The sequence below is a fragment of the Micromonospora sp. NPDC049102 genome, assembly GCF_043197485.1.
Taxonomy (GTDB): domain Bacteria; phylum Actinomycetota; class Actinomycetes; order Mycobacteriales; family Micromonosporaceae; genus Micromonospora.
On record NZ_JBICTE010000011.1, the window covers coordinates 123,030 to 146,523 of the forward strand.

Consider the following 23,494-nt stretch of genomic DNA (forward strand, 5'->3'; position numbering starts at 1 on the left):
ACCGTAGGTCCCCGCGACCGTTAGCGCCAGTGGAGCCGTCAAACCACCGCCGGTTTCAGGTCACCCGCCGGGGGCGTCCAGGCCTGCGCGTCGGCCGTGACCTGCGCACCGGAGCGGATGTCCTTCACCTCGTCCGACGTGCCGTCGGCCCCGGGGAACCAGACGTACGGGATGCCCCGCCGCTCGGCGTAGCGGATCTGCTTGCCGAACTTGGCCGCGCTCGGCGACACCTCGGTGGCGATACCCCGACGACGCAGCGCCGCCGCGATCCGGCCGCTTGTCGCACGGTGCTCCTCGTCGGCCAGCGCCACCAGCACACAGGTGGGCACCGGACGGGAGACGGACAGCTCCCCCGCCCCGAAGAGCAGCCCGAGCAGCCGGGTCACCCCGATCGAGATGCCCACACCGGGGTACGAGGTGGCGCCCGCGGTCGCCAGGTTGTCGTACCGGCCGCCGGAGCAGATCGACCCGAACCGCTCGTAGCCGCGGAGCTGCGTCTCGTACACCGTGCCGGTGTAGTAGTCCAGGCCACGGGCGATGCGCAGGTCGGCCACGCAGAGGCCGGGCGAGTGGTCGGCGGCGGTCTGGACCACCCGGACCAACTCCTCGACACCCTCGTCGAGCAGCGGGTCGGTGACCCCGAGCGCGCGGACGGCGTCGGCGAAGGAGGCATCCGGTGCGGAGATCTCGGCCAACGCGAGACACGCCTTGGCCTGCGCCTCGCTCGCCCCGGCGGTCTCGGCCAGCAGCTCGGCCACCTTCGCCGGGCCGATCTTGTCGAGCTTGTCGATGCTGCGCAGCGCCGCCTCGGAGTCGGTCACCCCGATGCCCCGGAAGAAGCCCTCCCAGATCTTGCGGTTGTTGACCTGGATGGTCACCGGCGGGATGGGCAGGGCCCGCAGCGCGTCCCCGATGACCAGCGGCATCTCCGCCTCGTGGTGTGGCGCCAGGGTGTCCCGGTCGACGATGTCGATGTCGGCCTGGACGAACTCCCGGTAGCGCCCCTCCTGCGGCCGCTCCCCCCGCCACACCTTCTGGATCTGGTAGCGGCGGAACGGGAAGGCCAGCTTGCCGGCGTTCTCCACCACGTACCGCGCGAACGGCACGGTCAGGTCGAAGTGCAGGCCGAGCTGGTCGTCACCGCCTCCGCTGTCGCCGTCGGCGTGCAGCCGCCGGATCACGTAGACCTCCTTGGAGGTCTCCCCCTTGCGCAGGAGCTGGTCCAGCGGCTCCACCGCGCGGGTCTCCAGCGGGGCGAACCCGTACAGCTCGAACGTGGCCCGGATCCTGTCGAGCACGAACTGCTCGATCATCCGCTGGCCGGGGGTCCACTCCGGGAACCCGGAGATGGGCGTGGGCTTGCTCATCGGCGTACTCCTTGCGGTTCCGCGCCCACGGCGCGGTGGTGTCGTGGGTCCGCGCGCGGCGCGGACGAGAGCTAGAGGCCCCGGGTGGGCGCGGCCGGCGCCGTGCCGGAGACCTCGACGAGGTACGGGTTGCTGGCGCGCTCACGGCCGATGGTGGTGCTGGGGCCGTGGCCGGGCAGCACGACGGTGTCGTCGGCCAGCGGAAGGATCTTGTCGCGCAGGCTGGCGAGCATGGCCGGCATGCTGCCGCCGGGCAGGTCGGTGCGGCCGATCGAGCCGGCGAAGAGGACGTCGCCGGAGAGGCAGATCTCGTCCGCCTCCCAGCCCGACCCGGCGCCGGGCAGCCGGAACAGCACCGACCCGCCGGTATGGCCCGGGGCGTGGTCGACGGCGATCTCCAGGCCGGCCAGCGTGAGGGTGGCGCCGTCGGTCAGCTCGGCCACGTCGTCCGGCTCGCTGTAGCTCAGCCGGCCGCCGAAGAGCGAGGTCAGGTCGGCCGAAAGACCCTTGGCCGGGTCGGCGAGCATCTCCCGGTCGCCGGGGTGCACGTACGCGGTGATCCCGCGCGCGCCGCAGACCGGGGCCACCGAGAACGTGTGGTCCAGGTGGCCGTGGGTGAGCAGCACGGCGGCCGGATGCAGGCGGTGCTCGGCGAGCAGCGCGTCGAGCTGGTCGAGCACCCCGATGCCGGGGTCGACCACCACGCACTGCTCCCCCGGCGCGGTGGCGACCACGTAGCAGTTGGTGCCGAAGGCGTCCGCGGGAAAGCCGGCCACGAGCACGGGCGCTGTCCTCTCCGTCGAGCTGTCGTCCTGCCCAGCAGCCTATCCGGCGGGACGAGCGGGTTTGCCACGTCCGTCCCTCACGCCCCGACAGGCACAGTGACAACCTCCGATAAGCGCTGCTCGCGACCGGGTGGACCTCGTACACCACATTCCCAGTCACTAGCCGTACACTCTGGCGGGCGTGTGGCGCGGCACACGCGACGCCCGGACGGGCCGGGAGAGCCGGCCGCCGGTGACGATCAGGCGAAGAAAGGGGAGCACCTGTGGCTTCCAGCAGGGACCGGCAGCGCAAACTGGCGCGGGCCAAGCTCGACCGGCAGATGGCACGCCGGGCGGCAGCCACGCGGCGGCGTCGGCAGATCCAGGCCGGTGTCGGCGCCTTCCTGGTCCTCGCGGTGATCGTGGCCGGCTCGGCCTGGGCGCTCGGGGCGTTCGACTCCGACCCGAAGCAGAACACGGCCGCGGAGGACACCTGCCTCTGGACGCCGCAGGACGCGACGGCGAACACCAACCTCAAGGACGTCGGTACGCCGGAGACCAAGGGTCTGCCGACCGACGGCACCCGGGCGATGACCGTCACCACCAACCAGGGCGCGCCGATCACCGCCGAGCTGAACCTGACGAGTTCCCCGTGCGCCGCCGCGAGCATCGCCCACCTGGCGAGCCGGTCGTTCTACGACAACACCAAGTGCCACGAGATCACCGCCGACGGCGCGCTGCGCTGCGGTGACCCCAGCGGAACCGGCCTCGGTGGGCCCACCTACTCGTTCTACGACGAGGACGTGCCGACCGCGCCGTCACCGTCGGCCAGCCCCGCGCCCGGACAGCCGCCGACGTACCCCAAGGGCACCGTGGCGATGATCTCCAACCCGCCGGGCGCCAACGGCAGCCAGTTCCTGATCTTCTTCAAGGACTTCACCACGGCGGACCCGAAGTACCCGGTGATCGGCAAGGTCACCGGCGGGCTGGACGTGGTGGAGAAGATCGGCGCCCAGCCGACCGTGGACAATGGGACCGGGGCGAAGGTGAAGCCCAAGACCGACGTGGTGATCCAGAGCCTCACGGTCGGCGAGCCGGTCACCGGCGCGGCACCGCCGCCGTCCGGCGCCCCGGCCAGCAGCCCGAGCGCCGGCTGACCGGTCGCCCCACCCAACCGAGCGGCACCCCGCAGCAGACAGCCAGGAGGATCCAGGCGTGACGTCCACCAGAGAGCGGCAGCGCGCGGCGGCACGCGCCCGACTCGAGAAGGAGATGGCCGAGCGATCGGCCAAGGCCCGCAAGCGCCGCCAGACGCAGGCGATCGTCGGCGCGGCCGCCGTGCTGGTGCTCGTGGTCGCCGGCACCGTCTGGCTGGCCACGACCCTCGGCGGCGACGACGACAAGGGCAAGGACGCCGCGTCGGCGCCCGGGGCGTCCGAGTGCGTCTACAACGCGATGCCGGCCGACCAGCGGTCCCCGCAGATCAAGGACGTCGGGGTGCCGAGCAACCAGCAGTCCGCCACCGGTGTGCAGACCATGACGATCGACACCAACCTGGGCCCGATCACGGCCAAGGTCGACCGGTCGCAGGTGCCGTGCACGGCGGGGGCGTTCAGCCTCCTCGCGGAGAAGAAGTTCTTCGACAACACCAAGTGCCACCGCCTGGTGACCGAGGGCATCAAGGTGCTGCAGTGCGGTGACCCGAGCGCCACCGGCAAGGGCTGGCGGGACACCGACGGCACGGGTGGTCCGAGCTTCCGGCTGCCGGAGGAGAACCTGCCCACCGACAAGCGCCCGCCGTACCCGGAGGGTGTCATCGCGATGGCCAACTCCGGTCAGCCGGGCAGCACCGGCAGCCAGTTCTTCATCGTGTACGGCGACTCGCCGCTCGACCCCGCGTACACCGTGCTGGGCACCGTCACCGGCGGCATGGACATCGTCAAGGACGTGGCCAAGGCCGGCGACGACGGGGCGTTCGCCCAGCAGGCCGGTGGCGGCCACCCGAAGAAGGAGGTCGTCATCAAGACCCTCACGATGAGCGCGCCGCAGGGCTGACGCCCACCAGGATGACGAAGCGCCCGCCGGCTGAGCCGGCGGGCGCTCTCGTGTGTGGGGTACGCGTCAGGCGCCGGAGGTGACCCGGTACGCGTCGAACACACCGTCGACCTTGCGGACGGTGGCCAGCAGGTGGCCCAGGTGCTTCGGGTCGGCCATCTCGAAGCTGAACCGGCTCACCGCAACCCGGTCGCGGGTGGTGGTGACGGTCGCGGACAGGATGTTGACCCGCTCGTCGGAGAGCACCCGGGTGACGTCGGCGAGCAGCTTGTGCCGGTCCAACGCCTCGACCTGGATCGCCACCAGGAACGTGGACGCGGACGTGAGCTTCCAGCTCACCTCGACCACACGCTCGGGCTGCGCCCGCAGGTCCTCCGCGTTGGCGCAGTCGTCACGGTGCACGCTCACCCCGCCGGAACGGGTGACGAAACCGAACACCGAGTCGGGCGGGACCGGGGTGCAGCAGCGCGCCAACTTGATCCAGACGTCGCTGACGCCCCGGACCACGACACCGGGATCGGCGCTGCTCTGCCGGCTGCGCGGCGGTCGGGTGGCGACGGCGGTCTCGGCGATGTCCTCCGCCGCGCCCTCCTCGCCCCCGTACGCAGCCATCAGCTTCTGCACCACCGACTGCGCGGAGACCTGACTGTCGCCGACCGCCGCGTACAGCGACGCCACGTCGGCGAGGTGCAGGTCCCGGGCGATCGACATCAGCGCGTCCGAGGTGAGCATCCGCTGCAACGGCATGCCCTGCTTGCGCATCGCCTTGACGATCGCGTCCTTGCCGGCCTCGATCGCCTCCTCGCGCCGCTCCTTGTTGAAGTACTGGCGGATCTTGGTGCGGGCGCGGGGGCTCTTGACGAAGCCCAGCCAGTCCTGCGTCGGGCCGGCCGTCTCGGACTTCGACGTGAAGATCTCGATCACGTCGCCGTTGGAGAGCGTCGACTCCAGCGGCACGAGCTTGCCGTTGACCCGTGCGCCGATGCACTTGTGCCCGACCTCGGTGTGCACCGCGTAGGCGAAGTCCACAGGCGTCGACCCGGTCGGCAGCGGGATGACGTCACCCTTGGGGGTGAAGACGTACACCTCCTGGCTGGACAGGTCGAAGCGCAGCGCGTCCAGGAACTCGCTCGGGTCGGCCGCCTCGCGCTGCCAGTCCAGCAGCTGCCGCAGCCAGGTCATCTCGTCGATGTGCGCCGGCGGGCCGACCACCTGGGTGCCCTTGTGCTCCTTGTACTTCCAGTGCGCGGCGATGCCGAACTCGGCGGTGCGGTGCATCGCGTACGTGCGGATCTGCATCTCCACCGGCTTGCCGGTGGGCCCGATGACCGTCGTGTGCAACGACTGGTACATGTTGAACTTGGGCATGGCGATGTAGTCCTTGAACCGGCCCGGCACCGGCTGCCAGTTGGCGTGGATGACGCCCAGCGCCGCGTAGCAGTCCCGCACCGTGTCGACCAGGATCCGCACACCCACCAGGTCGTAGATGTCGTTGAAGTCGCGACCCCGCACGATCATCTTCTGGTAGATCGAGTAGAGGTGCTTCGGCCGTCCGGTCGTCTCCGCCTTGATCTTGGCGGCCTTCAGGTCGGTGCCGACCTTCTGGGTGACCTGCCGCAGCAGCGACTCGCGCTGCGGCTGGTGCTCACCGATCAGCCGGTTGATCTCCTCGAACCGCTTCGGGAAGAGCGTGCCGAAGGCCAGATCCTCCAGCTCCCACTTGATCGTGTTCATACCGAGGCGGTGGGCCAGCGGCGCCAGGATCTCCAGGGTCTCCTTCGCCTTCTGCTCGCGCTTGGGCGCCGGCAGGAAGGACAGGGTACGCATGTTGTGCAGCCGGTCGGCCAGCTTGATGACCAGCACCCGCGGGTCCTTGGCCATCGCCACGACCATCTTGCGGATCGTCTCAGCCTTTGCCGCGTCGCCCAGCTTGACCTTGTCCAGCTTGGTGACGCCGTCGACCAGCAGGGCGACCTCGCCGCCGAAGTCGGCGCGCATCGCGTCGAGGGTGTACTCGGTGTCCTCGATCGTGTCGTGCAGCAGCGCCGCGACAAGCGTGGTGGTGTCCATCCCCAGGTTGCCGAGGATCGTCGCCACGGCAAGGGGGTGGGTGATGTACGGGTCGCCGGACTTGCGGTACTGCCCGGAGTGCCACCGCGCGGCCGTGTCGAAGGCGCGTTGGAGCAGCCGGGCGTCGGCCTTCGGGTGGTTCTCCCGATGGCTCGCGATGAGCGGCTCCAGCACCTCGCTGACCTGCGAGGTCTGCCAGGGCGCGTTGAACCGGGCCAGCCGGGCGCGCACCCGCCGGCCGGTGGGGGCACTGGAGAGCCCGAAACCACCGCTCGGCGACGGATCGACACCGGCGTCGCCCGGGAACGGAACCACGACCCCGTCTGCGCCGGGCGGTGCCTCGACGGCGCTCGCCGGGACCCCGGTCGGAGCCGTCGCGCCGTCGGCAGGAGCCCTGCCGGAGCCGTTGTCGGTGCCCGTCACCCGTGCCGGCGCGTCGCCGTCCCGGTCGGTCACCAAGCCGTCAGCGTCGCCTGTGGGATGCACCGTGCCCTCCGCCGGAGGGACGACATCGTGGGACACCGGCCTCCTCACCGCTCGCCGGAAACACGCCGGCCGTGTGTCGGCCGGCCTGGTCTCGCGTCGCCGACGGCGTACCGCCGGCGTCAGCAATGGGCAATGCTACCCGCACGGACGGTCCCCTGCCGCTCCGCCGGACGGTCGACGCCCGGGCGACCGGCCCGGAGCGGGCCGCCGCCGCGCCTGGTGACCCCGGAGCGCGCGCACACCCCTGCGCAGGGCGTCGCGACCTCGGCAGGGCAGGGATCAAACGGTCAGCAGGGCATGGACAGGACGGGGCGTCAGTCGCTCCCGCGCGCCCAGAAAGGCGAGCTCCAACAGCACGGTGAAACCCGTCACCGTACCGCCGGCGCGCTCGACCAGGTCCAACGTCGCCTCGGCCGTACCGCCGGTGGCCAGCACGTCGTCGACGACGAGCACCCGGTGGCCAGCGGTGAAGGCATCCTCGTGCACCTCGAGAGTGGCCTCGCCGTACTCCAGGGCGTACGAGACCGAGTGCGCCGGGCGGGGCAGCTTGCCGGCCTTGCGCACCGGCACGACACCCACCCCGGCCGCGTACGCGACGGCCGCCGCGACGACGAACCCCCGAGCCTCGATGCCGACCACCACGTCGAACGCGTCCCGCCCGTGGTACGCGACGATCCCGTCGACAACCTCGCGGAACGCCTTCCCGTCGGCGAACAGCGGCATCAGGTCCTTGAACAGGACACCGGGCTTGGGGAAGTCCGGCACGTCCAGCACCCGGCTGGCCACCAGTCGGGCGGCCTCCGGGCCGCTGTCCCCGCGCGCGGCGGTGCTGTGGGTCTCCGTCACGGCTGTTGCGTTCCCTTCCGACGACGACGGCGTCCGGCTTGCTGCTCGCACAGCATGCCGGACGCCGTTCAGGCGTTTCCTCGCGGGTCAGCCCCAGGGCGGTCAGCGGCGCTTGGTGCCACCGGGCCGGTTACCGCCGCCGCCGGGGCGACCGCCCCGCACGCCGGTCGACCGCTTGCCCGCCGGCCGCGAACCCACCTTGGGAGCCGCGCCGGCCAGCGCCGCGGAGTCCGGGTCGATCACGTCTGCCGCGGGGCCGCCGACCGGGGGCGGGGCGATCTTGCCGGTGGCCTCGCCACGGCCCAACGCACCCCGGCGGGCCTGCACCCGCTTGTTGTGCGCCTGGATACGCGGGTCGTAGTCCTTCAGCAGCGCCAGCAGCGGCGTCGCCACCAGGATGGAGGTCAGGAACGCCACCGCCATACCCACGAACAGCACCAGGCCGAGGTCCTTCAGGGTGCCCGCGCCGAGCAGGCCGGCACCGATGAAGAGCAGACCACCGACGGGCAGCAGCGCCACGACGGAGGTGTTCAGCGACCGCATGAGGCTCTGGTTGACGGCCAGGTTGGCCGCCTCGCCGTACGTCATGTTGTTGTTGGCCGTGATGCCCCGCGTGTTCTCCTGCACCTTGTCGAAGACCACCACGACGTCGTAGAGCGCGAAGCCCAGGATCGTGAGGAAGCCGATGATCGTCGACGGGGTGACCTCGAAGCCGACAAGCGAGTAGATGCCGGCGGTGAGGATCAGGTTCATGAACAGCGACGAGACCGCGGCGACGGCCATCCGCCACTCGAAGCGCAGGATCAGGTAGACCATCACCAGCGCGATGAAGATGACCAGGCCGAGCACGGCCCGCTCGGTCACCTGGCTGCCCCACGCCTCGCTGACCTGGTTGCCGCTGATCTCGTCGACGTTGATGTTAAGGTCCTGGGCCACCTGGGCCTTGACCGCGTTGGCCTGCTCGACGGTGAGCTGCGGCGTCCGCAGCTCGTACGAGTCGCCGCCCGGGCCGCCCACCTTCTGGGTGGTGGCCACCTTGACGCCGGTGTTCTCGGCCGCGAGGGCCGAGTTGACCTCACGCTCGGCGTCGTCCAGGGTGCCGACGCTGGCCGGCACCTGGAACGAGTTGCCGCCGGCGAACTCGATGCCGAGGCTGAAACGCTGGAACGCGAAGCTGAGGATCGCGACCAGGATCAGGGCCCCGGCGACGCCGAACCACAGCTTGCGACGACCGACGATGTTGAGACCGGCCTCGCCGTTGTAGAGGCGGCTCGCCAGACCGTTTTCAGCCATCTCAGGCCTCCTTGGCGCGCGGGTTGCGGGGCTGAGTCTGCTGGTTCCGGGCCGGAAGCGCCCGGCCCAGGCCGCTGACCCGCGGGGACAGGAACGCCCGGGTCCGGGCGAACATCGTCATGATCGGGTGTCGGAAGAGGAAGACCACGACCAGGTCCAGCACCGTGGCCAGGCCGAGCGCGAACGCGAAGCCCTTGACCGTGCCGACCGAGACCACGTAGAGCACTACTGCGGAGAGCAGCGTGATCGCGTTGGCCGAGATGATGGTCCGGCGGGCGCGGATCCAGGCGCGGGGCACCGCGCTTCGTGGGCTGCGCCCCTCTCTGATCTCGTCCTTGAGTCGTTCGAAGTAGATGACGAACGAGTCCGCCGCCACACCGAGCGAGACGATCATGCCGGCGATGCCGGCGAGGGTGAGCGTGAAGCCGATCTGCCGGCCGAGCACCACCAGCGCGCCGAAGACGAGCAGCGCGGAGAGGATGAGGCTCAGGAAGATGACCGAGCCGAGCAGCCGGTAGTAGAAGAACGCGTAGATGATGACCAGCAGCATGCCGATGCCGGCCGCGAGCAGACCGGCGCGCAGGTGGCTGGCGCCCAGGGTCGCGGTGACGTTCTGCGCTTCCTGCTGCTCGAAGGTCACCGGCAGCGCGCCGTAGCGGAGCTGGCTGGCGAGGGTGCTGGCGTCCTTCTGGGTGAACTGGCCGGTGATCTGCGAGTTGCCGGTGAGCACACCCTGGATCTCCGGGGACGACACGATCTCGTTGTCCAGCACGACGGCGACCCGGCACTTGCCGTCCTGGCCGAGCGCCGTGGCGTCGCACGCCTGACCCTCGTTGTTGAACGACTCGCGGGTCAGCGCCGTCCACTTGCCCTGGCCGTCGCCCGTGAAGTCGAGGCTGACCACCCAGGAGTTGGACTGGTCGAGCACCGCGTCGGCGTCGTCCACGTCGGTGCCCTCAACCTTGGCCTGGTCGAGCAGGTACTTCGAGGCCCCGTCCTCGCAGGACACGACCTGCTGCTTGGGGTCGGAGATCGACGCCGGCGGGCGCTTGTCGAGCTGGGCGCAGCCGATCGTCGGCACGTTGAACTGCATCTGCGCCGGCAGTACGGCGACCTCTTGCGGGGTCAGCGTGCTGAACGGCTTGAGCTTGTCACCCAACGACGGGTCGGTGCTCAGGTCGGCGGGAGCCTGCAACGCGCTGGCGGCCTGCCAGGCGGCAGCACCGACCTTCTGCTCGACGGCCTTGCGCTGCTGCTCGATGCTCGCCGGCACCGGCTCGGCGCCGGCACTCGCCGAGGCCGACGGGGTCGGCGTGGCACTGGCGCTCGGCGCGGGTGCCATCCCGCCCTGTCCGCCGCTGGCCGAGGGGGTCGCCTTCGGCGCGGCACTGCCCGACGAGGCCGGCGGCGTCGCGGCGCCGGACGGCGTGACGCTGCCGGGGGCCGGCGTGGCTGCCGGCGGCGCGACGGCCGTACCGCTGCCGTCGGCTGCCTTGAGCACCTTGCGGAAGCGCAGTTCGGCGGCGCTGCCCACGTCCGTCAGGTCCCGGTTCTCACCGGGCAGGGAGATGACGATGTTCCGGTTGCCCTCGGTGACCACCTCGGCCTCGGCCACGCCGAACGCGTTGACCCGGCTCTCGATGATCTGGCGGGCCTCTTCGAGGTTCTCCGCCGTCGGAGGCTTGCCGTCGACGTTGTTGGTCGCCTCCAGCGTCATCCGGGTGCCGCCGATCAGGTCCAGACCGAGCTTGGGCTCGAGCCGGTCCTTGAAGCTGCCGCTGGCACCGCCCGCGAAGAACACCAGAAGGTAGAGGACCACGAAGATGAACCCGAGCACGGCGAGTTGCCGGCCGGGTCGCATCTGTCCCTGAGGTGGTGCCACGGTTGTCCTGTCTCCCTGTACGGTCGCGCCGCTGCGCGCGGCGGCGGCGAGTGTCGGGCCGGGGGTCCCGGCCAACGGTCTGACCTGAGCCGACGGGGTGCCGACACAGTGGCCGGACACGCCGGACGGGGGACGCCGACGGCCACGGGAACGTGCCGACGCCCGGCGTCGACCCAACTATCCAGTTTTCACGTCACGTCCGCTGCCCCGTCGGGCGCGGTGACCCGGGGGCCGGTCGGCCAGCCGTACGCCGAAACCGCCGACCCCCTGCGGGAAGGTCACTCCTTGACGCTGTCCGCGTCCTCGGTGACCGGCTCGCTCGGGAGCTCCGCGCGGGTGACCACCCGGGCGATGGCCGGCCGGGCGTAGCGGGTCTGGACGCCCGGAGCGATCTCGAGCAGGACGGCGTCGTCCTCGACGCCGGTGACCGTGCCGTAGAGCCCGCCGATGGTGACGACCTCGTCGCCCGGACCGAGCGCCGACTGCATGGCCTCGGCGTCGCGGCGACGCTTCTGCTGGGGACGGATCATCATGAAGTACATGACGCCGAAGAGCAGGACGATCATCAGGATCGGCGTGAAGCCGCCGGCCCCACCACCCGCTGCAAGGTATTGCACGGTTACTGCCTTCCCATTGGCCCCTGTCCGGCACGGGGAGTGCCGGAGCGGAGGCGGATTCTCACATCCTGTACAGACCGCGGCGAAGTCTAATCCCTGCACCTGAGAACACCGAATGCGGCACAGATCACGTTCACATTACGGCTGATCGGTATCGACCGAGAACAGATCGGGTGCTGGCGCGACATCTGCCCCAAATGTACCATTCGGTGGAGTACGCCCCAGATGCAGCCAGGCGGCCTCCGTGGCCACCCGCCCCCGAGGCGTACGCGCCAACAGGCCGGCGCGCACCAGGAACGGCTCACAGACCTCCTCGACCGTGTCCGGCTGCTCCCCCACCGCCACCGCGAGGGTGGACAGGCCGACCGGGCCACCCCGGAACGACTCCACCAGAGCGGTCAGCACCGCCCGGTCCAGCCGGTCCAGACCCAGCGCGTCGACGTCGTACACCGTCAGGGCCTTGCGGGCGGTGCCCAGGGTGACCACACCGTCGGCGCGGACCTCCGCGTAGTCGCGGACCCGCCGCAGCAGCCGGTTGGCGATCCGCGGAGTGCCCCGGGACCGGCCGGCGATCTCCGCCGCGCCGTCCGGCGTGATCGGCACCCCGAGGATGCGCGCCGAGCGGTGCAGCAACGTCTCCAGATCCGCCGGGGCGTAGAAGTCGAGGTGCGCGACGAAGCCGAACCGGTCCCGCATGGGCCCGGTCAAGAGACCCGAGCGGGTCGTCGCCCCGACCAGGGTGAACGGCTCGACGTCCAGCGGGATCGCGGTCGCGCCCGGCCCCTTGCCGACCACCACGTCGACCCGGAAGTCCTCCATCGCGCTGTAGAGCAGTTCCTCCGCCGGCCGGGCGATCCGGTGGATCTCGTCGATGAAGAGGACGTCGCCCTCGGCGAGGCTGGTCAGGATCGCCGCCAGGTCACCCGACCGTTCGATCGCCGGGCCGCTGGTCACCCGGATGCCCGCGCCCAGCTCGGCGGCGACGATGTTGGCCAGGCTCGTCTTGCCCAGCCCGGGTGGCCCGGAGAGCAGGATGTGGTCCGGTGGCGAGCCCCGCCGCATGGCGCCCTGCAACAGCAGGTCGAGCTGGTCGCGTACCCGGTCCTGGGCGATGAACTCCGCCAGCCGCCGGGGCCGTACGGTCGCCTCCGCGTCCAGTTCGGCATCGGTGACGTACGCCGAGACGAGCCCGTCGGTGTCGCTCATCGGGTACGGCCCAGCAGCCGGATGGCCTGCTTGAGCAGGACCGGCACGGGCGGGGTCGGCCCGTCGATCGTCTCCGCCACGGCGGCCACCGCCTGGTCGGCCTGCCCCGCCGTCCAGCCCAGACCGACAAGCGCCTGCCGGACCTGGTCGGGCCACGCGCCGCCGGTCACGCCACCGGCCCCGTCGGCGCCGATCGCCACCGGGCCGATGCGGTCGCGCAACTCCAGCACCAGGCGCTCGGCGCCCTTCTTGCCGATCCCGGGCACCCGGGTCAGCGCGGCCGTGTCGGCGTTGGCGATGGCCTTGCGCACCGCGTCCGGCGTGTGCACGGCCAATACCGCCTGGGCCAGCCGTGGGCCGACCCCACTCGCGGTCTGCAACAGCTCGAACAGCGCCCTGGCGTCGTCGTCGGCGAACCCGTAGAGGGTCAGCGAGTCCTCCCGGACGATCAGGCTGGTCGCCAGCCGCGCCGGCTGCCCCACCCGCAGCTCCGCGAGCGTCCCGGGGGCGCAGTGCACGGCCAGACCGACCCCGCCGACCTCGATCACGGCCAGATCCGGACCCGTCGCGGTCACCGTGCCGCGCACGCTGGCGATCATCGTGCTCCTCCTCGTCGTGCCCGGTCGGCCGCGACGGCCAGCTTGGAACGGGTGCCGCCGCGCCAGACGTGGCAGATGGCCAGGGCGAGCGCGTCCGCGGCGTCCGCCGGTTTCGGCGGCTCGGCCAACCGCAGCAGCCGGGTCACCATCGCGGTCATCTGCGCCTTGTCGGCCTGACCGGAGCCGGTCACGGCCGCCTTCACCTCACTCGGGGTGTACGTCTGCACCGGCAACCCGGCCCGCGCCCCGGCCAGCACCGCGATCCCGCTGGCCTGGGCGGTGCCCATCACCGTACGGACGTTGTGCTGGCTGAACACCCGCTCGACAGCGACACTCTCCGGTTCGTGCTTGGCCACCAGCTCGTTCAGCGACCGGTCCAGGTGCAGCAGCCGCAGCGCCAGGTCGTCGGCCGGATCGGTGTAGACCACGTAGTAGGCGATGAGCGTGCAGGGCCGGCCGGGCACGCCCTCGACGACGCCCACCCCACAGCGCGTCAACCCCGGGTCGACCCCCAGCACCCGCACGCCGCCCCCTCCCCCAGTACGTGTGTTCGACACCCTAACCCCCGCCCTTCCCACCGGCCCCACGGGACACGCGCCCCGCGCCCCGCGCCCCGCGCCCCGCGCCCCGCGCCCCGCGCCCCGCGCCCAAGATCCTCACGACATCGGGGAAGTTGCTGCATCCCGCTCGCCGGAGACAGCACCATCGGGGAAGTTGCGCGGGTCTTGACCACACGGCGACCCAGGATGACCACCTGGCGGGCACACAGATTTGCCCAGGAGTATGTGGCTTCGGCCCATGTGCCGGCGGAGACACACCTCGTAACTTCTTGCGCCATGACGGCAGAACCCGTGGCGGTCCCCCACGTCGTACAGGTCGACCTCGCCGGCCGGACCGCCCTGGTCACCGGAGGCGGCGGTGGCATCGGGCGGGCGTGCGCCCTGCGCCTGGCCGCGGCCGGGGCGAAGGTGCTCGTGGTGGACCGCAACCTGGAGGCGGCCAAGGCCGTGGCCGCGGAGGCCGGGGGGCGCGCCGAGGGTGTGGACCTGGCCGACACGGCGGCCGTGGAATCCCTCGACGTGGACGTGGACATCGTGGTGAACAACGCGGGTCTCCAGCACGTGGCGCCGTTGCAGGACTTCCCCGTCGAGCGCTTCGAGTACATCCAGCGGGTGATGGTGGAGGCGCCGTTCCTGCTGATCCGCCGGGCGCTGCCACACATGTACGCCCGGAACTGGGGCCGGATCGTCAACATCTCCTCGGTGCACGGCCTGCGTGCCTCGCCGTACAAGGCGGCGTACGTCTCGGCGAAGCACGCCCTCGAAGGGCTGTCGAAGGTGGTGGCGCTGGAGGGCGCCGCGCACGGGGTGACGGCCAACTGCATCAACCCGGCGTACGTGCGGACCGCGCTGGTGGAGAGCCAGATCGCCGACCAGGCGGCCAGCCACGGCATCGACGAGGCCGAGGTCGTCGAGAAGATCATGCTGGCCCGGGCGGCCGTCAAGCGGCTGATCGAGCCGGAGGAGGTGGCCGAGTTGCTGGCGTACCTGTGCTCGCCTCCGGCGTCCTTCATCACGGGCGCGTCGATCGCGCTCGACGGGGGCTGGACGGCCAACTAGTGGGCCTGAGCACAATGTCGACCATGTCGTCGCCGGTGGAGTTCCTCGAACTGCTCGCTCGCGAGGCCGCCGCGGTGGAGTTCGAGGGCCCGTTGGTGGCCGCGCGCGCCGCCGGGGTGCCCGCGGACCGACTGGCCGAGCTGGAGCAGGCCAAGACAGTGGCGTTGCGGGTCCGCGCGCTGCTGGAGCGCCGCCGCCGCCGGGAGACCGAGTTGTCCGGCCTGTACGACACGGTCAGCGACCTGGCCGGGCTGCGTGACCTGGACGACGTGCTGCGGGCGATCGTGCACCGGGCGCGCAACCTGCTGGGCGCCGACGTGGCGTACATGACGCTCAACGACGACGAGCGCGGCGACACCTACATGCGGGTGACCGACGGGTCCGTCTCGGCACGCTTCCAGCGGCTGCGGCTGCCGATGGGCGCCGGCCTGGGTGGTCTGGTGGCCCAGTCCGGCGCTCCGTACGTGACCGCCAACTACGGCGAGGACGCGCGCTTCCACCACACCGGGGAGATCGATGCCGGCGTGGGCGAGGAGGGCCTGGTGGCGATCCTCGGTGTGCCGCTGCGGCTCGGCTCCACCTCGATCGGGGTGCTCTACTCGGCCAACCGCTCGGCCCGGCCGTTCGCCCGGGAGGAGGTGGCGTTGCTGGTCTCCCTCGCCGCGCACGCCGCGGTGGCGATCGACACGGCCCGGCTGCTGGCCGAGACGCGTGCGGCGCTGGCCGAGTTGTCGGCGGCGAACACCACCATCCGGGCGCACAGCAGTTCGGTGGAGCGGGCCGCCGCGGCGCACGACCGGATGACCGCGCTGGTGCTGCGTGGTGGCGGCGTGGAAGACGTGGCCGCCGCGGTGACGGACGTGCTGGGCGGGGCGCTGTTGGCGTTGGACGCCGAGGGCCGCCTGCTGGCCCGGGTCGGCGAGATCGACGGGCCCGAGCGGGCGGACATCGTGGAGGCGGTGGCCGCTTCCCGCACCGAGGGCCGCAGCGTACGCCGTGGTCCACTGTGGTACGCGGCGGTGGTGGCCGGTACGGAGAACCTGGGCGCGCTGGTGCTGCGCCCCGACGACGAGTTGGTCGACGCCGACCAGCGCATCCTGGAGCGGGCCGCTCTGGTGACCGCCCTGCTGTTGCTGTTCCGCCGGACGGTCGCGGAGGCGGAGGGGCGGGTGCGTGGCGAGCTGCTGGACGACCTGATCGCCCGCCCGTTGCGCGACACCGACGCGCTGCGCAGCCGGGCCCGCCGGCTCGGGGTGGACCTGGACGCGCCGCACGTGCTGGTGGCGGTGGGCGACGACGCCATCGCGGCGACCGGGTCGGCTCGGCAGCGGGTGCTCTCCTGGGCGACCACGTACGCCTCGGCGCGGGGCGGCCTGGCCGCGGCGCGCGACGGTCGGGTGGTCCTGATGCTGCCGGGCCAGGACGCCGGCGGCAGCGCCCGCGCGGTGGCACGGGACCTGTCGCGGGTGACGGGCCGGCCGGTGACCGCCGGGGCGAGCGGCCCGTCGACCGGGCCGGGGACGCTGGCGGGGACGTTCCACGAGGCGGACCGCTACCTGACGGCGCTGGGCGCGCTGGGCCGCGCGGGTCAGGGGGCCAGCACCGCGGAGCTGGGCTTCGTCGGGCTGTTGTTGGGCACGGTCGGTGACCGGGGCGAGAGGGACGTGGCCCAGTTCCTCACCGCCACGGTCGGCCCGGTGGTCGACTACGACGCCCGGCGCGGGACGGCGCTGGTGAAGACGCTGGAGGCGTACTTCGGGGTGGGCGGCAGCCTGGCCCGGGCCGCCGAGCAGCTGCACGTGCACGTCAACACGGTGACGCAGCGGCTGGAGCGGGTCGGACAGTTGCTGGGCGCGGACTGGCAGCGACCCGAGCGGGCGTTGGAGGTGCAGTTGGCGCTGCGCCTGCACCGGCTGCGCGCCCCGGCGGGCTGACCCGACACACTCGGGTCAGCGGGCGCGGATGCCCTCGAGGACGGCGTCGACGACCTGCGTCGGCAGGTTGCGGTCGTCCAACTCCGGGTTCCACTGGAGTACGCGTTGGATCAGCATCGGCCCGGTGAGCAGCGCCATGGTCACTTCGACGTCGATGTCGGGTCGTAGCAGCCCTTCGTCGATGCCGCGCCGCAGCACCTCGCGCATGAGCTGCCGCCGGGGCTCGATGATGTTCTGGTAGAGCTGGAACTGGTCCGGACTGCGGTTCACCGCCGGCACCAGGCACGGCATGATCTTCGCCGCGCGGGGGTCGACGTTCTGCCCGACCGCGCCGACCAGCACGAGCAGGTCGTCGCGGACGGAGTTGCCGGTCGGCTGCGGCATGATGCCCTTGAGCCGGCGCAGCGCGTCGATCAGCAGCGCGTCCTTGCCCGCCCAGCGGCGGTAGATGGTGGCCTTGCCGACGCCAGCGCGGGTGGCGATCGCCTCGATCGAGAGCGCCTCGATGGTGCTGCCCTCGGCGAGCAGGTCGAGAGTGGCCTCGACGATCGCCTCGTCGGCGCGGAGGCTCCGCGGTCGCCCGGGCGACCGCGGAGCATCGGCGGTGGACGTCATGTCGGACATTGTCCCGGAACCTAGGCCGTCCCGGCCAACTCGGGCTCGGCGGCGGGAGCCGCCGACGCCGGAGCAAGCGCGTCGCGACCCGGCATCCAGCGCAGCACCACCAGCATGCCGAGGGCGGCGACGATCGCGGACAGTGCCGCCGCCCAGTGCATGGCGGTGACGAAGGCGTCGTTGGCTGCCGAGATCAGCGTGGGAGCCGCCGGTCCGAGTCGTCCGGCGGCCGCGTACGCCCCGGAGATCGACTCGTTGGCCGCGTCCTGCGCCTGCGCGGGCAGGCCGGTCAGCGCGTCGCCCACGTCGCTGCGGTAGACCGCGCTGAGCACCGAGCCGAGGACCGCCACGCCGAGCGCGCCGGCCACCTGACGGACGGTGTTGCTCACCGCGGAGCCCACGCCGGCCTTCTCACGGGGCAGCGCCGACATGATGGACTCGGTGGCCGGCGGCATGATGTTGGCCATCCCGACGCCCTGGATGAAGAACACGACCAGCACGACCCAGATCGGGGTGGACGCGTCGATGAAGGCGAACGCGGCCAGCGCCACCACGGTCAGCCCCAGCCCCACGGCGGCGACCGCCCGGCCGCCGTAGCGGCGGACCATCGCGGCGCTGCGCGGTGCGAAGACCAGCTGGGCGCCGGCGAAGGGCAGGAAGAGCAGACCGGTCTGCAACGGGCTGTAGTCGCGGACCAGCTGCAGGTAGAACGAGCTGAAGAACATCACGCCCATCGCGGCGAAGAACACCAGGCCGACGATGGCCACCGGCGCGGCGAAGCGCGGCACCTTGAACAGCCGGACGTCCAGCGACGGGTGGTCGGAGCGGAGCTCGTGCCGCACGAACCAGGCCAGCACGGCGAGACCCACCACGATCGAACCCCAGGCCACCGGGCGGTCGAAGCCGTGCTCGCCGCCGTCGATGATGCCGTAGGAGAGGGCGACCAGGCCGACCACGGAGAGCAGCACGCCGAGCAGGTCGACGCGGCCGGGACGGGGGTCACGCGACTCGGGGACGAGCAGCGCCACCAGGATCACGCCGGCGACGACCACCGGGACGTTGATCAGGAAGACCGAGCCCCACCAGAAGTGCTCCAGCAGCGTGCCGCCGAGGATCGGGCCGATCGCCACCGCCAGGCCGACCGCGCCGGCCCAGACGCCGATGGCCCGGCCTCGCTCACGCGGGTCGAAGACGTTGGAGATGATCGAGAGCGTCACCGGCATGATGGCCGCGCCGCCGACCCCCATCAGGGCGCGGGCCGCGATGAGCTGCGCGGGGCTGTCGGCGTACGCGGAGAGCAGCGACGCCAGGCCGAACAGCGCCAGCCCGATCATGAGGAAGCGCTTGCGGCCGGCGCGGTCGCCGAGCACGCCGAAGGTGAACAGCAGGCCGGCGAAGACCAGCGTGTAGGAGTTGATGGCCCATTCCAGCTCGCCCTGGCTGGCCCCGAGGCCGTGCACCGGGTCGGCCAGCGTGCGTAGGGCGACGTTGAGGATCGTGTTGTCGAGGACGACGACGAGGAGGCTGATCACCAGCACCCCCAGGATCGCCCACCTCCTCGGGTGTCCTGTGTTGTCGTGCAGCTCCATGCCCGGTTCTCCCCCCGGTTGCACCCGCTCCGCAATACGATACGGGCCAGACTCGTAACGGCGACCAGAGTACGACCGCCATTAACGATACGGAACTGTTTCGTATCGCAAGTGGTCCGCGTCACGTCTCCGCGCGCCGCCACTCCCTCGGCTCCGGCTCGGCCAGGCAGACGTCGACGGCTGCCGGCAGCGCGCCCAGGTGGCCTGCGGGCGCGGCGAGGGGTTCGATCCAGCCCGGTCCGGCGCCGTACACCCGCAGGTGGGAGAAATCCCGGGCGAAGCGCACCAGACGGTACGCGCGGCCGGTCACCGGCGTCTGCGACCACAGCACGACGGTGTACGGACGCGCCCGGCGCACGGCGCTCGTCAGCGCGGGCCACGGCAGCGCGGACCCCAGGTGCAGGCAGCCGCGCCCCCGCTCCCGCAGGGCTGCGGCAAGGGCGTGCAGGCCGAGCGAGTGCGCCTCCCGGTCGGCGCCGGCGAGCAGCACCCCACCGGTCGGCAGGGACCGCCCGGGTTCCCGGCGGTGGACGTCCAGCCCCACCCGGACGCCCTCGGACAGGGCGTGTTCCACGGCGATCTCGGCGGCGTCGCGCCCCGGCAGGCGCGCCAGCAGTGGCTGGCAGACCTGCTCCCAGAGCGCCGGCACGCCCCACTCGGCGGCCAACTCCAGCATCAGCGAGGCGACACGGTTACCGTCCAGGTCCTCGGCCGCCAGCGAGACCTGCTTGAGCGCGGTCTGCACGGCGTCGGCCGGCATCGGATCGGTCAGCACAGGCGTACCCCCGGATAGGTGTTCTTTATCCGGGGTTCGCCGCGAGTGGGCGCGGCGGATGCGCCCGGCGCGGAATTTACCGGCGCGGCCCGACTTGACCCGACCTCCTAGATTGATGATCCACACAGCCCAGCGGAAGGCTCTCCACCCCATGCCTGTCGGCTTCACCATGGCGATCGTCTTCGCCGTCGCCCTGGCCGTCTGCGCCGTCCTGGCACTCGTCGCTCCCGCGCGGTCACTCAAGCGGGTGGCCGCTCTCGCCGCGCTCGGCTTCGTCGCCCTCACCCTGCTGGTCGGCCTCGCCTCCAGCGCCCACTCGGTGCCCATCCGCTCGGTCGGCATCGTGACCAGCTTCGGCAAGCCCACCGGCGAGGTGACCGGCTCCGGCCTGAAGTGGGTGGCGCCCTGGCAGAAGGTCGGCGAGTGGGACGCGGGCCGACAGAAGTATGACCACATCGGCGGCGACAACTGCGTCCGGGTACGCACGGGGACACTCGCCGACGCCTGCGTCGAGGTGCTCATCGAGTGGCAGGTCAAGCCGGAGAACGCGCCCAAGCAGTTCATGGACTACAAGGGCGACTTCGACAGCTTCCGGGGACAGCGGGTGGGCGTGCAGCTCGACAGCGCGGTCAACGACGCGTTCGCCGCGTACAACCCGTTGGAGAAGATCGACGCGCGGACCGGTGACCTGAACGTGGACCTCAAGCCGTTCGCGGCGAACATCAAGACCAGCGGCGAGAACCGCCTCGCCACCGACGTCGACATCCTGTCGGTGACCATCACGCGGGTTAACCACGACGACAAGACCGAGGGCAACATCAAGGCGTTCCAGGACAAGCTGGCACAGACCCGCAACCTGGAGCAGGACCGCAAGAACGCCGAGATCTCCAAGCAGATCACCGAGACCAACGCGAAGGTCGACAAGGTGACCCGCTGCCTGGAGATCGCCGAGAAGAACGGCGCCAACCCGGGCCTGTGCATCAACCCCGGCATCGTCACCGGTAAGTGACGCGGCCGCCGGGCCGGCCGGGGGCGGATGCGGCGAGAAGACGAGGACCACGATCCAGGCCCAGGCCGCGTACACCGGCAGGTAACCGGTCTGCTCCAGGCGGACACAGTTCGCCTCCTCAGGGTCGACATCGTGATCACATGACGAGTCAGTCCAGCGTGACGACCCAGCGGGCGCCCTCGCCCCGCGCCAACTTCTCGAACGCGACCGGTGCCTCGTCCAGCGACATCGTGCCGCTGACCAGCACACCCAGGTCCAGCGTGCCGTCGGCCAGCTCGCCGGCCAGCACCGGCACCTCCCGGTCCGGGTCGGACGAGCCGTACACCGAGGAGCGCAGCGTACGGGCGGAGTGGAAGATGTCGAGCGCGCCGAGGCTGACCATGTCATCCTTGGCGCCCATGCCGACCACGGTTACCCCGCCCCCACGACGGGTGAGTCGCCAGGCCGCCCGGATGGTGGCGGCCCGACCGACGCACTCGAAGGCGTGGTCGACGCCTCGGCTCTCGGTGCGCGCCCGTACCTCCTTGGAGAGCCGGTCGTCGGAGAGCAGGAAGTCGGTCGCCCCGGCCGCGAGGGCCAGGTCCCGTTTCGCCTCGGCGACGTCGATGGCCAGGATCGTCGTGGCACCGGCCCGGCGAGCCGCGGCCAGGACGGCCAGGCCGACCCCGCCGAGCCCGACGACAGCTACCGACTCGCCGGGCGCGACCCGGGCGGTGGTCCGGACCGCGCCGAGGCCGGTGAGCACCGCGCAGCCGAGCAGCGCGGCCTGCTCGGGCGGCAACCCGGCGGGGATCGGGACGACGGCGCTCTCCGGCACCACCACCGCCTCGGCGAGCGCGCCGAGACCGAGCGTCAGGTGCAGCGGGACCCCGTCCTCGGTCTCGCCACGCGGCACGGTCGGGGCCGTCGTGTCGGCGCAGAGCCACGGCTCGCCGCGCTGACACCACCAGCAGGCCCGGCAGGCCGGCGCCCAGTTCAGCACCACCGGTGTGCCGATCGCGAGCCGGCTGCCCGGCCCGACCTCGGCCACCACCCCGGTCGCCTCGTGCCCGAGGGCCAGCGGAAACCTCGCGGCGATGGTGCCGTTGACCATGGACAGGTCGGAGTGGCAGACACCGGCCGCCCGGATCGTCACCCGCACCTGTCCGGGGCCGGGGGCGGGCAGACGTACCCGCTCGACCCGAAGCTCGGCGCCGGGCCCGCGCGCGACCAGCGCGCGAACGACGACCGGCGCGGACGCCGACTCGACACCTCCCGGCGCGGCCGGGGACAGCTCGGGACCGGTCATCGCTGGATCGCCTTCAGTTCGCAGAACTCGGCGAGCCCGTGCGTGCCCAGCTCCCGGCCGAGGCCGGACTGCTTGTAGCCGCCGAAGGGGGCGAGCGGGTTGAACGGCGCGCCGTTGATGTCGACGGCCCCGGTACGCAGGCGTCGCGCCACCGCGAGCGCCGCCTCGGTGTCGGCGGACCAGACCGCGCCGGCCAGCCCGTAGCGCGAGTTGTTGGCGATGGCCACGGCCTCGTCGGTGTCGTCGAAGGGGATGACGGCGAGGACGGGACCGAAGACCTCCTCCTGGGCGAGCGCGCTGTCCGGGTGCACGTCGGCGAAGACGGTCGGGGCGACGAAGTGACCGCGCGCCGGGACCGGGGCGTCCGGGCCACCGACGACCAGCCGCGCGCCGTCGGCGAGCGCCTGCTCGACGTGGTCGCGTACCCGCTTCGCCTGGGCGGCGGAGACCAGCGGGCCGAGCCGGGTGGCCGGGTCGAACGGGTCGCCGAGCCGGTAGCCGGCCACCGCTTTCGCGATCAGGTCGAGCGCCTCGTCGTACCGGTCGCGGTGCACCAGCATCCTGGTCCACGCCGTGCAGGTCTGACCGGAGTTGAGCAGGGCGTTGCCGACGCCCACCTTGACCGCGGTGGCCAGGTCGGCGTCACCGAGGATCACGTTGGCGGACTTGCCGCCCAGCTCCAGCGCGACGCGGGCGATCCGGTCGGCGGCGCTGCGCATGATCCGGGTGCCGGTGGCGGTGCTGCCGGTGAACGAGACGAGGTCGACGTCGGGGTGTCCGGCCAGGGCCTCGCCGACGACCGCGCCGGTGCCGGGGACCAGGTTGAGCACACCGGGTGGCAGGCCGGCCTCGCTGACCGCGTCGAAGAGCAGGTACGCGGTCAGCGGGGTCAGCTCGCTGGGCTTGAGCACGACCGTGCATCCGGCGGCGAGCGCGGGCGCCACCTTCGCCATCACCTGGTGCAGGGGGTAGTTCCAGGGGGTGATCGCGCCCACCACGCCGATCGGCTCGCGGACGACGAGGGAGTTGCCGATGGTCTCCTCGACCGGAGGGTGGGCGGCGAGCGCCACGTGGTCGCGCAGCACGGTCAGCGGGAGTCCGACCTGCACGCGGGTGGCGAGCTTGAGCGGCGAGCCCTGCTCCACGGCGATGGCGTGGGCGAGGTCGTCGGCGCGGGCGGCGAGTGCGGTGTGCAGCCGGTCGAGGTGAGCGGAGCGTTCGGCGGGCGCGGTGGCCGCCCAGCCCGCGAAGGCGGCGCGGGCGGCGGCGACGGCGGCGTCCACGTCGGCCGCCGTGCCGGCGGGCACCTGCCCGACGGTGTCGCCGGTGCTCGGGCTCTCCACCTCGATCACGTCGGTGCCGGCGGGAGGCGTCCACTCGCCGCCGATGTGCACGTGGCGCCGGAGGCGCAGGAGGTCGGGCAGCGGTGACGGCGGGGCGGCGAGGTCCATGGCGTCCCTTCGAGGGTGGGCGACGGGCG

At 71.9% G+C, this 23,494-nt stretch carries 20 protein-coding genes; 5 read left to right on the forward strand and 15 right to left on the reverse strand.

Features of this window, described 5'->3' with window-relative positions:
• Nucleotides 1–38 precede the first annotated feature (38 nt).
• Both hisS and ACGFH9_RS14215 read right to left on the reverse strand, forming a co-directional pair.
• On the reverse strand, nucleotides 39–1,367 hold the full coding sequence (gene hisS, locus ACGFH9_RS14210) for a histidine--tRNA ligase (protein WP_393218596.1): 1,329 nt from the start codon (nucleotides 1,365–1,367) through the stop codon (nucleotides 39–41).
• Nucleotides 1,368–1,438: 71 nt separating this feature from the next.
• Complete coding sequence (locus tag ACGFH9_RS14215; protein WP_393218598.1) at nucleotides 1,439–2,149, reverse strand: MBL fold metallo-hydrolase; 711 nt, start codon at nucleotides 2,147–2,149, stop codon at nucleotides 1,439–1,441.
• A gap of 266 nt (nucleotides 2,150–2,415) precedes the next feature.
• On the opposite strand from ACGFH9_RS14215, the gene ACGFH9_RS14220 reads away from it, so the two are divergent.
• Both ACGFH9_RS14220 and ACGFH9_RS14225 read left to right on the forward strand, forming a co-directional pair.
• Nucleotides 2,416–3,288 (forward strand): peptidylprolyl isomerase, encoded by an 873-nt coding sequence (locus ACGFH9_RS14220; RefSeq protein ID WP_393218599.1) that lies wholly within the window; start codon nucleotides 2,416–2,418, stop codon nucleotides 3,286–3,288.
• Nucleotides 3,289–3,346: 58 nt separating this feature from the next.
• Entirely contained in the window at nucleotides 3,347–4,186 is an 840-nt protein-coding gene (locus tag ACGFH9_RS14225) for a peptidylprolyl isomerase (protein ID WP_393218602.1), read from the forward strand.
• A gap of 66 nt (nucleotides 4,187–4,252) precedes the next feature.
• Here the strand turns inward: ACGFH9_RS14225 and ACGFH9_RS14230 are convergent, their stop codons facing one another.
• From ACGFH9_RS14230 to ruvC, 8 genes are all read right to left on the reverse strand, one after another.
• Nucleotides 4,253–6,778: a RelA/SpoT family protein gene (locus ACGFH9_RS14230; protein WP_393218604.1), complete on the reverse strand. Its 2,526-nt coding sequence runs from the start codon at nucleotides 6,776–6,778 to the stop codon at nucleotides 4,253–4,255.
• Between the two features lie 243 nt (nucleotides 6,779–7,021).
• The gene (locus tag ACGFH9_RS14235; RefSeq protein ID WP_393218607.1) at nucleotides 7,022–7,588 is read right to left on the reverse strand and encodes an adenine phosphoribosyltransferase; all 567 of its coding nucleotides are present in this window, start codon (nucleotides 7,586–7,588) and stop codon (nucleotides 7,022–7,024) included.
• Between the two features lie 102 nt (nucleotides 7,589–7,690).
• Nucleotides 7,691–8,881 (reverse strand): protein translocase subunit SecF, encoded by a 1,191-nt coding sequence (gene secF / locus ACGFH9_RS14240; protein WP_393218609.1) that lies wholly within the window; start codon nucleotides 8,879–8,881, stop codon nucleotides 7,691–7,693.
• 1 nt (nucleotide 8,882) lies between these two features.
• The gene (gene secD / locus ACGFH9_RS14245) at nucleotides 8,883–10,763 is read right to left on the reverse strand and encodes a protein translocase subunit SecD (RefSeq protein ID WP_393218612.1); all 1,881 of its coding nucleotides are present in this window, start codon (nucleotides 10,761–10,763) and stop codon (nucleotides 8,883–8,885) included.
• A 278-nt stretch (nucleotides 10,764–11,041) separates the two neighbouring features.
• Nucleotides 11,042–11,380, reverse strand: coding sequence for a preprotein translocase subunit YajC (gene yajC, locus ACGFH9_RS14250; protein ID WP_393218614.1), 339 nt, complete (start codon nucleotides 11,378–11,380; stop codon nucleotides 11,042–11,044).
• Between the two features lie 138 nt (nucleotides 11,381–11,518).
• On the reverse strand, nucleotides 11,519–12,586 hold the full coding sequence (ruvB, locus tag ACGFH9_RS14255; protein ID WP_393218617.1) for a Holliday junction branch migration DNA helicase RuvB: 1,068 nt from the start codon (nucleotides 12,584–12,586) through the stop codon (nucleotides 11,519–11,521).
• Nucleotides 12,583–13,185, reverse strand: coding sequence for a Holliday junction branch migration protein RuvA (gene ruvA / locus ACGFH9_RS14260; RefSeq protein WP_393218620.1), 603 nt, complete (start codon nucleotides 13,183–13,185; stop codon nucleotides 12,583–12,585). The genes ruvB and ruvA overlap by 4 nt, the downstream gene beginning before the upstream one ends.
• On the reverse strand, nucleotides 13,182–13,709 hold the full coding sequence (gene ruvC, locus ACGFH9_RS14265; protein ID WP_393218623.1) for a crossover junction endodeoxyribonuclease RuvC: 528 nt from the start codon (nucleotides 13,707–13,709) through the stop codon (nucleotides 13,182–13,184). Before ruvC ends, ruvA begins: the two co-directional genes overlap by 4 nt.
• A 312-nt stretch (nucleotides 13,710–14,021) precedes the next feature.
• Between ruvC and ACGFH9_RS14270 the strand changes: the two genes are divergently transcribed.
• Together ACGFH9_RS14270 and ACGFH9_RS14275 are read left to right on the forward strand one after the other, a co-directional pair.
• Nucleotides 14,022–14,804, forward strand: a complete 783-nt coding sequence (locus ACGFH9_RS14270; protein ID WP_355625977.1) for a 3-hydroxybutyrate dehydrogenase — start codon at nucleotides 14,022–14,024, stop codon at nucleotides 14,802–14,804.
• 14 nt (nucleotides 14,805–14,818) lie between these two features.
• A complete protein-coding gene (locus ACGFH9_RS14275) occupies nucleotides 14,819–16,738 on the forward strand; it encodes a helix-turn-helix domain-containing protein (RefSeq protein ID WP_393218625.1) in 1,920 nt (639 codons plus the stop codon).
• 15 nt (nucleotides 16,739–16,753) lie between these two features.
• On the opposite strand, the gene ACGFH9_RS14280 is transcribed toward ACGFH9_RS14275, so the two are convergent.
• The 3 genes from ACGFH9_RS14280 to ACGFH9_RS14290 all read right to left on the reverse strand — a co-directional run bounded on the left by ACGFH9_RS14280 (nucleotide 16,754) and on the right by ACGFH9_RS14290 (nucleotide 19,717).
• Nucleotides 16,754–17,362, reverse strand: a complete 609-nt coding sequence (locus ACGFH9_RS14280; protein WP_355247144.1) for a TetR/AcrR family transcriptional regulator — start codon at nucleotides 17,360–17,362, stop codon at nucleotides 16,754–16,756.
• Nucleotides 17,363–17,373: 11 nt separating this feature from the next.
• Entirely contained in the window at nucleotides 17,374–18,942 is a 1,569-nt protein-coding gene (locus ACGFH9_RS14285; protein WP_393218628.1) for an MFS transporter, read from the reverse strand.
• A 121-nt stretch (nucleotides 18,943–19,063) separates the two neighbouring features.
• Nucleotides 19,064–19,717, reverse strand: coding sequence for a transcriptional regulator (locus ACGFH9_RS14290; RefSeq protein WP_393218631.1), 654 nt, complete (start codon nucleotides 19,715–19,717; stop codon nucleotides 19,064–19,066).
• 151 nt (nucleotides 19,718–19,868) lie between these two features.
• On the opposite strand from ACGFH9_RS14290, the gene ACGFH9_RS14295 reads away from it, so the two are divergent.
• Entirely contained in the window at nucleotides 19,869–20,726 is an 858-nt protein-coding gene (locus tag ACGFH9_RS14295) for an SPFH domain-containing protein (RefSeq protein ID WP_355247134.1), read from the forward strand.
• Between the two features lie 148 nt (nucleotides 20,727–20,874).
• On the opposite strand, the gene ACGFH9_RS14300 is transcribed toward ACGFH9_RS14295, so the two are convergent.
• Both ACGFH9_RS14300 and ACGFH9_RS14305 read right to left on the reverse strand, forming a co-directional pair.
• Nucleotides 20,875–22,014 (reverse strand): alcohol dehydrogenase catalytic domain-containing protein, encoded by a 1,140-nt coding sequence (locus ACGFH9_RS14300; protein ID WP_393218634.1) that lies wholly within the window; start codon nucleotides 22,012–22,014, stop codon nucleotides 20,875–20,877.
• On the reverse strand, nucleotides 22,011–23,465 hold the full coding sequence (locus tag ACGFH9_RS14305; RefSeq protein ID WP_393218637.1) for an aldehyde dehydrogenase family protein: 1,455 nt from the start codon (nucleotides 23,463–23,465) through the stop codon (nucleotides 22,011–22,013). Before ACGFH9_RS14305 ends, ACGFH9_RS14300 begins: the two co-directional genes overlap by 4 nt.
• Nucleotides 23,466–23,494: the final 29 nt, after the last annotated feature.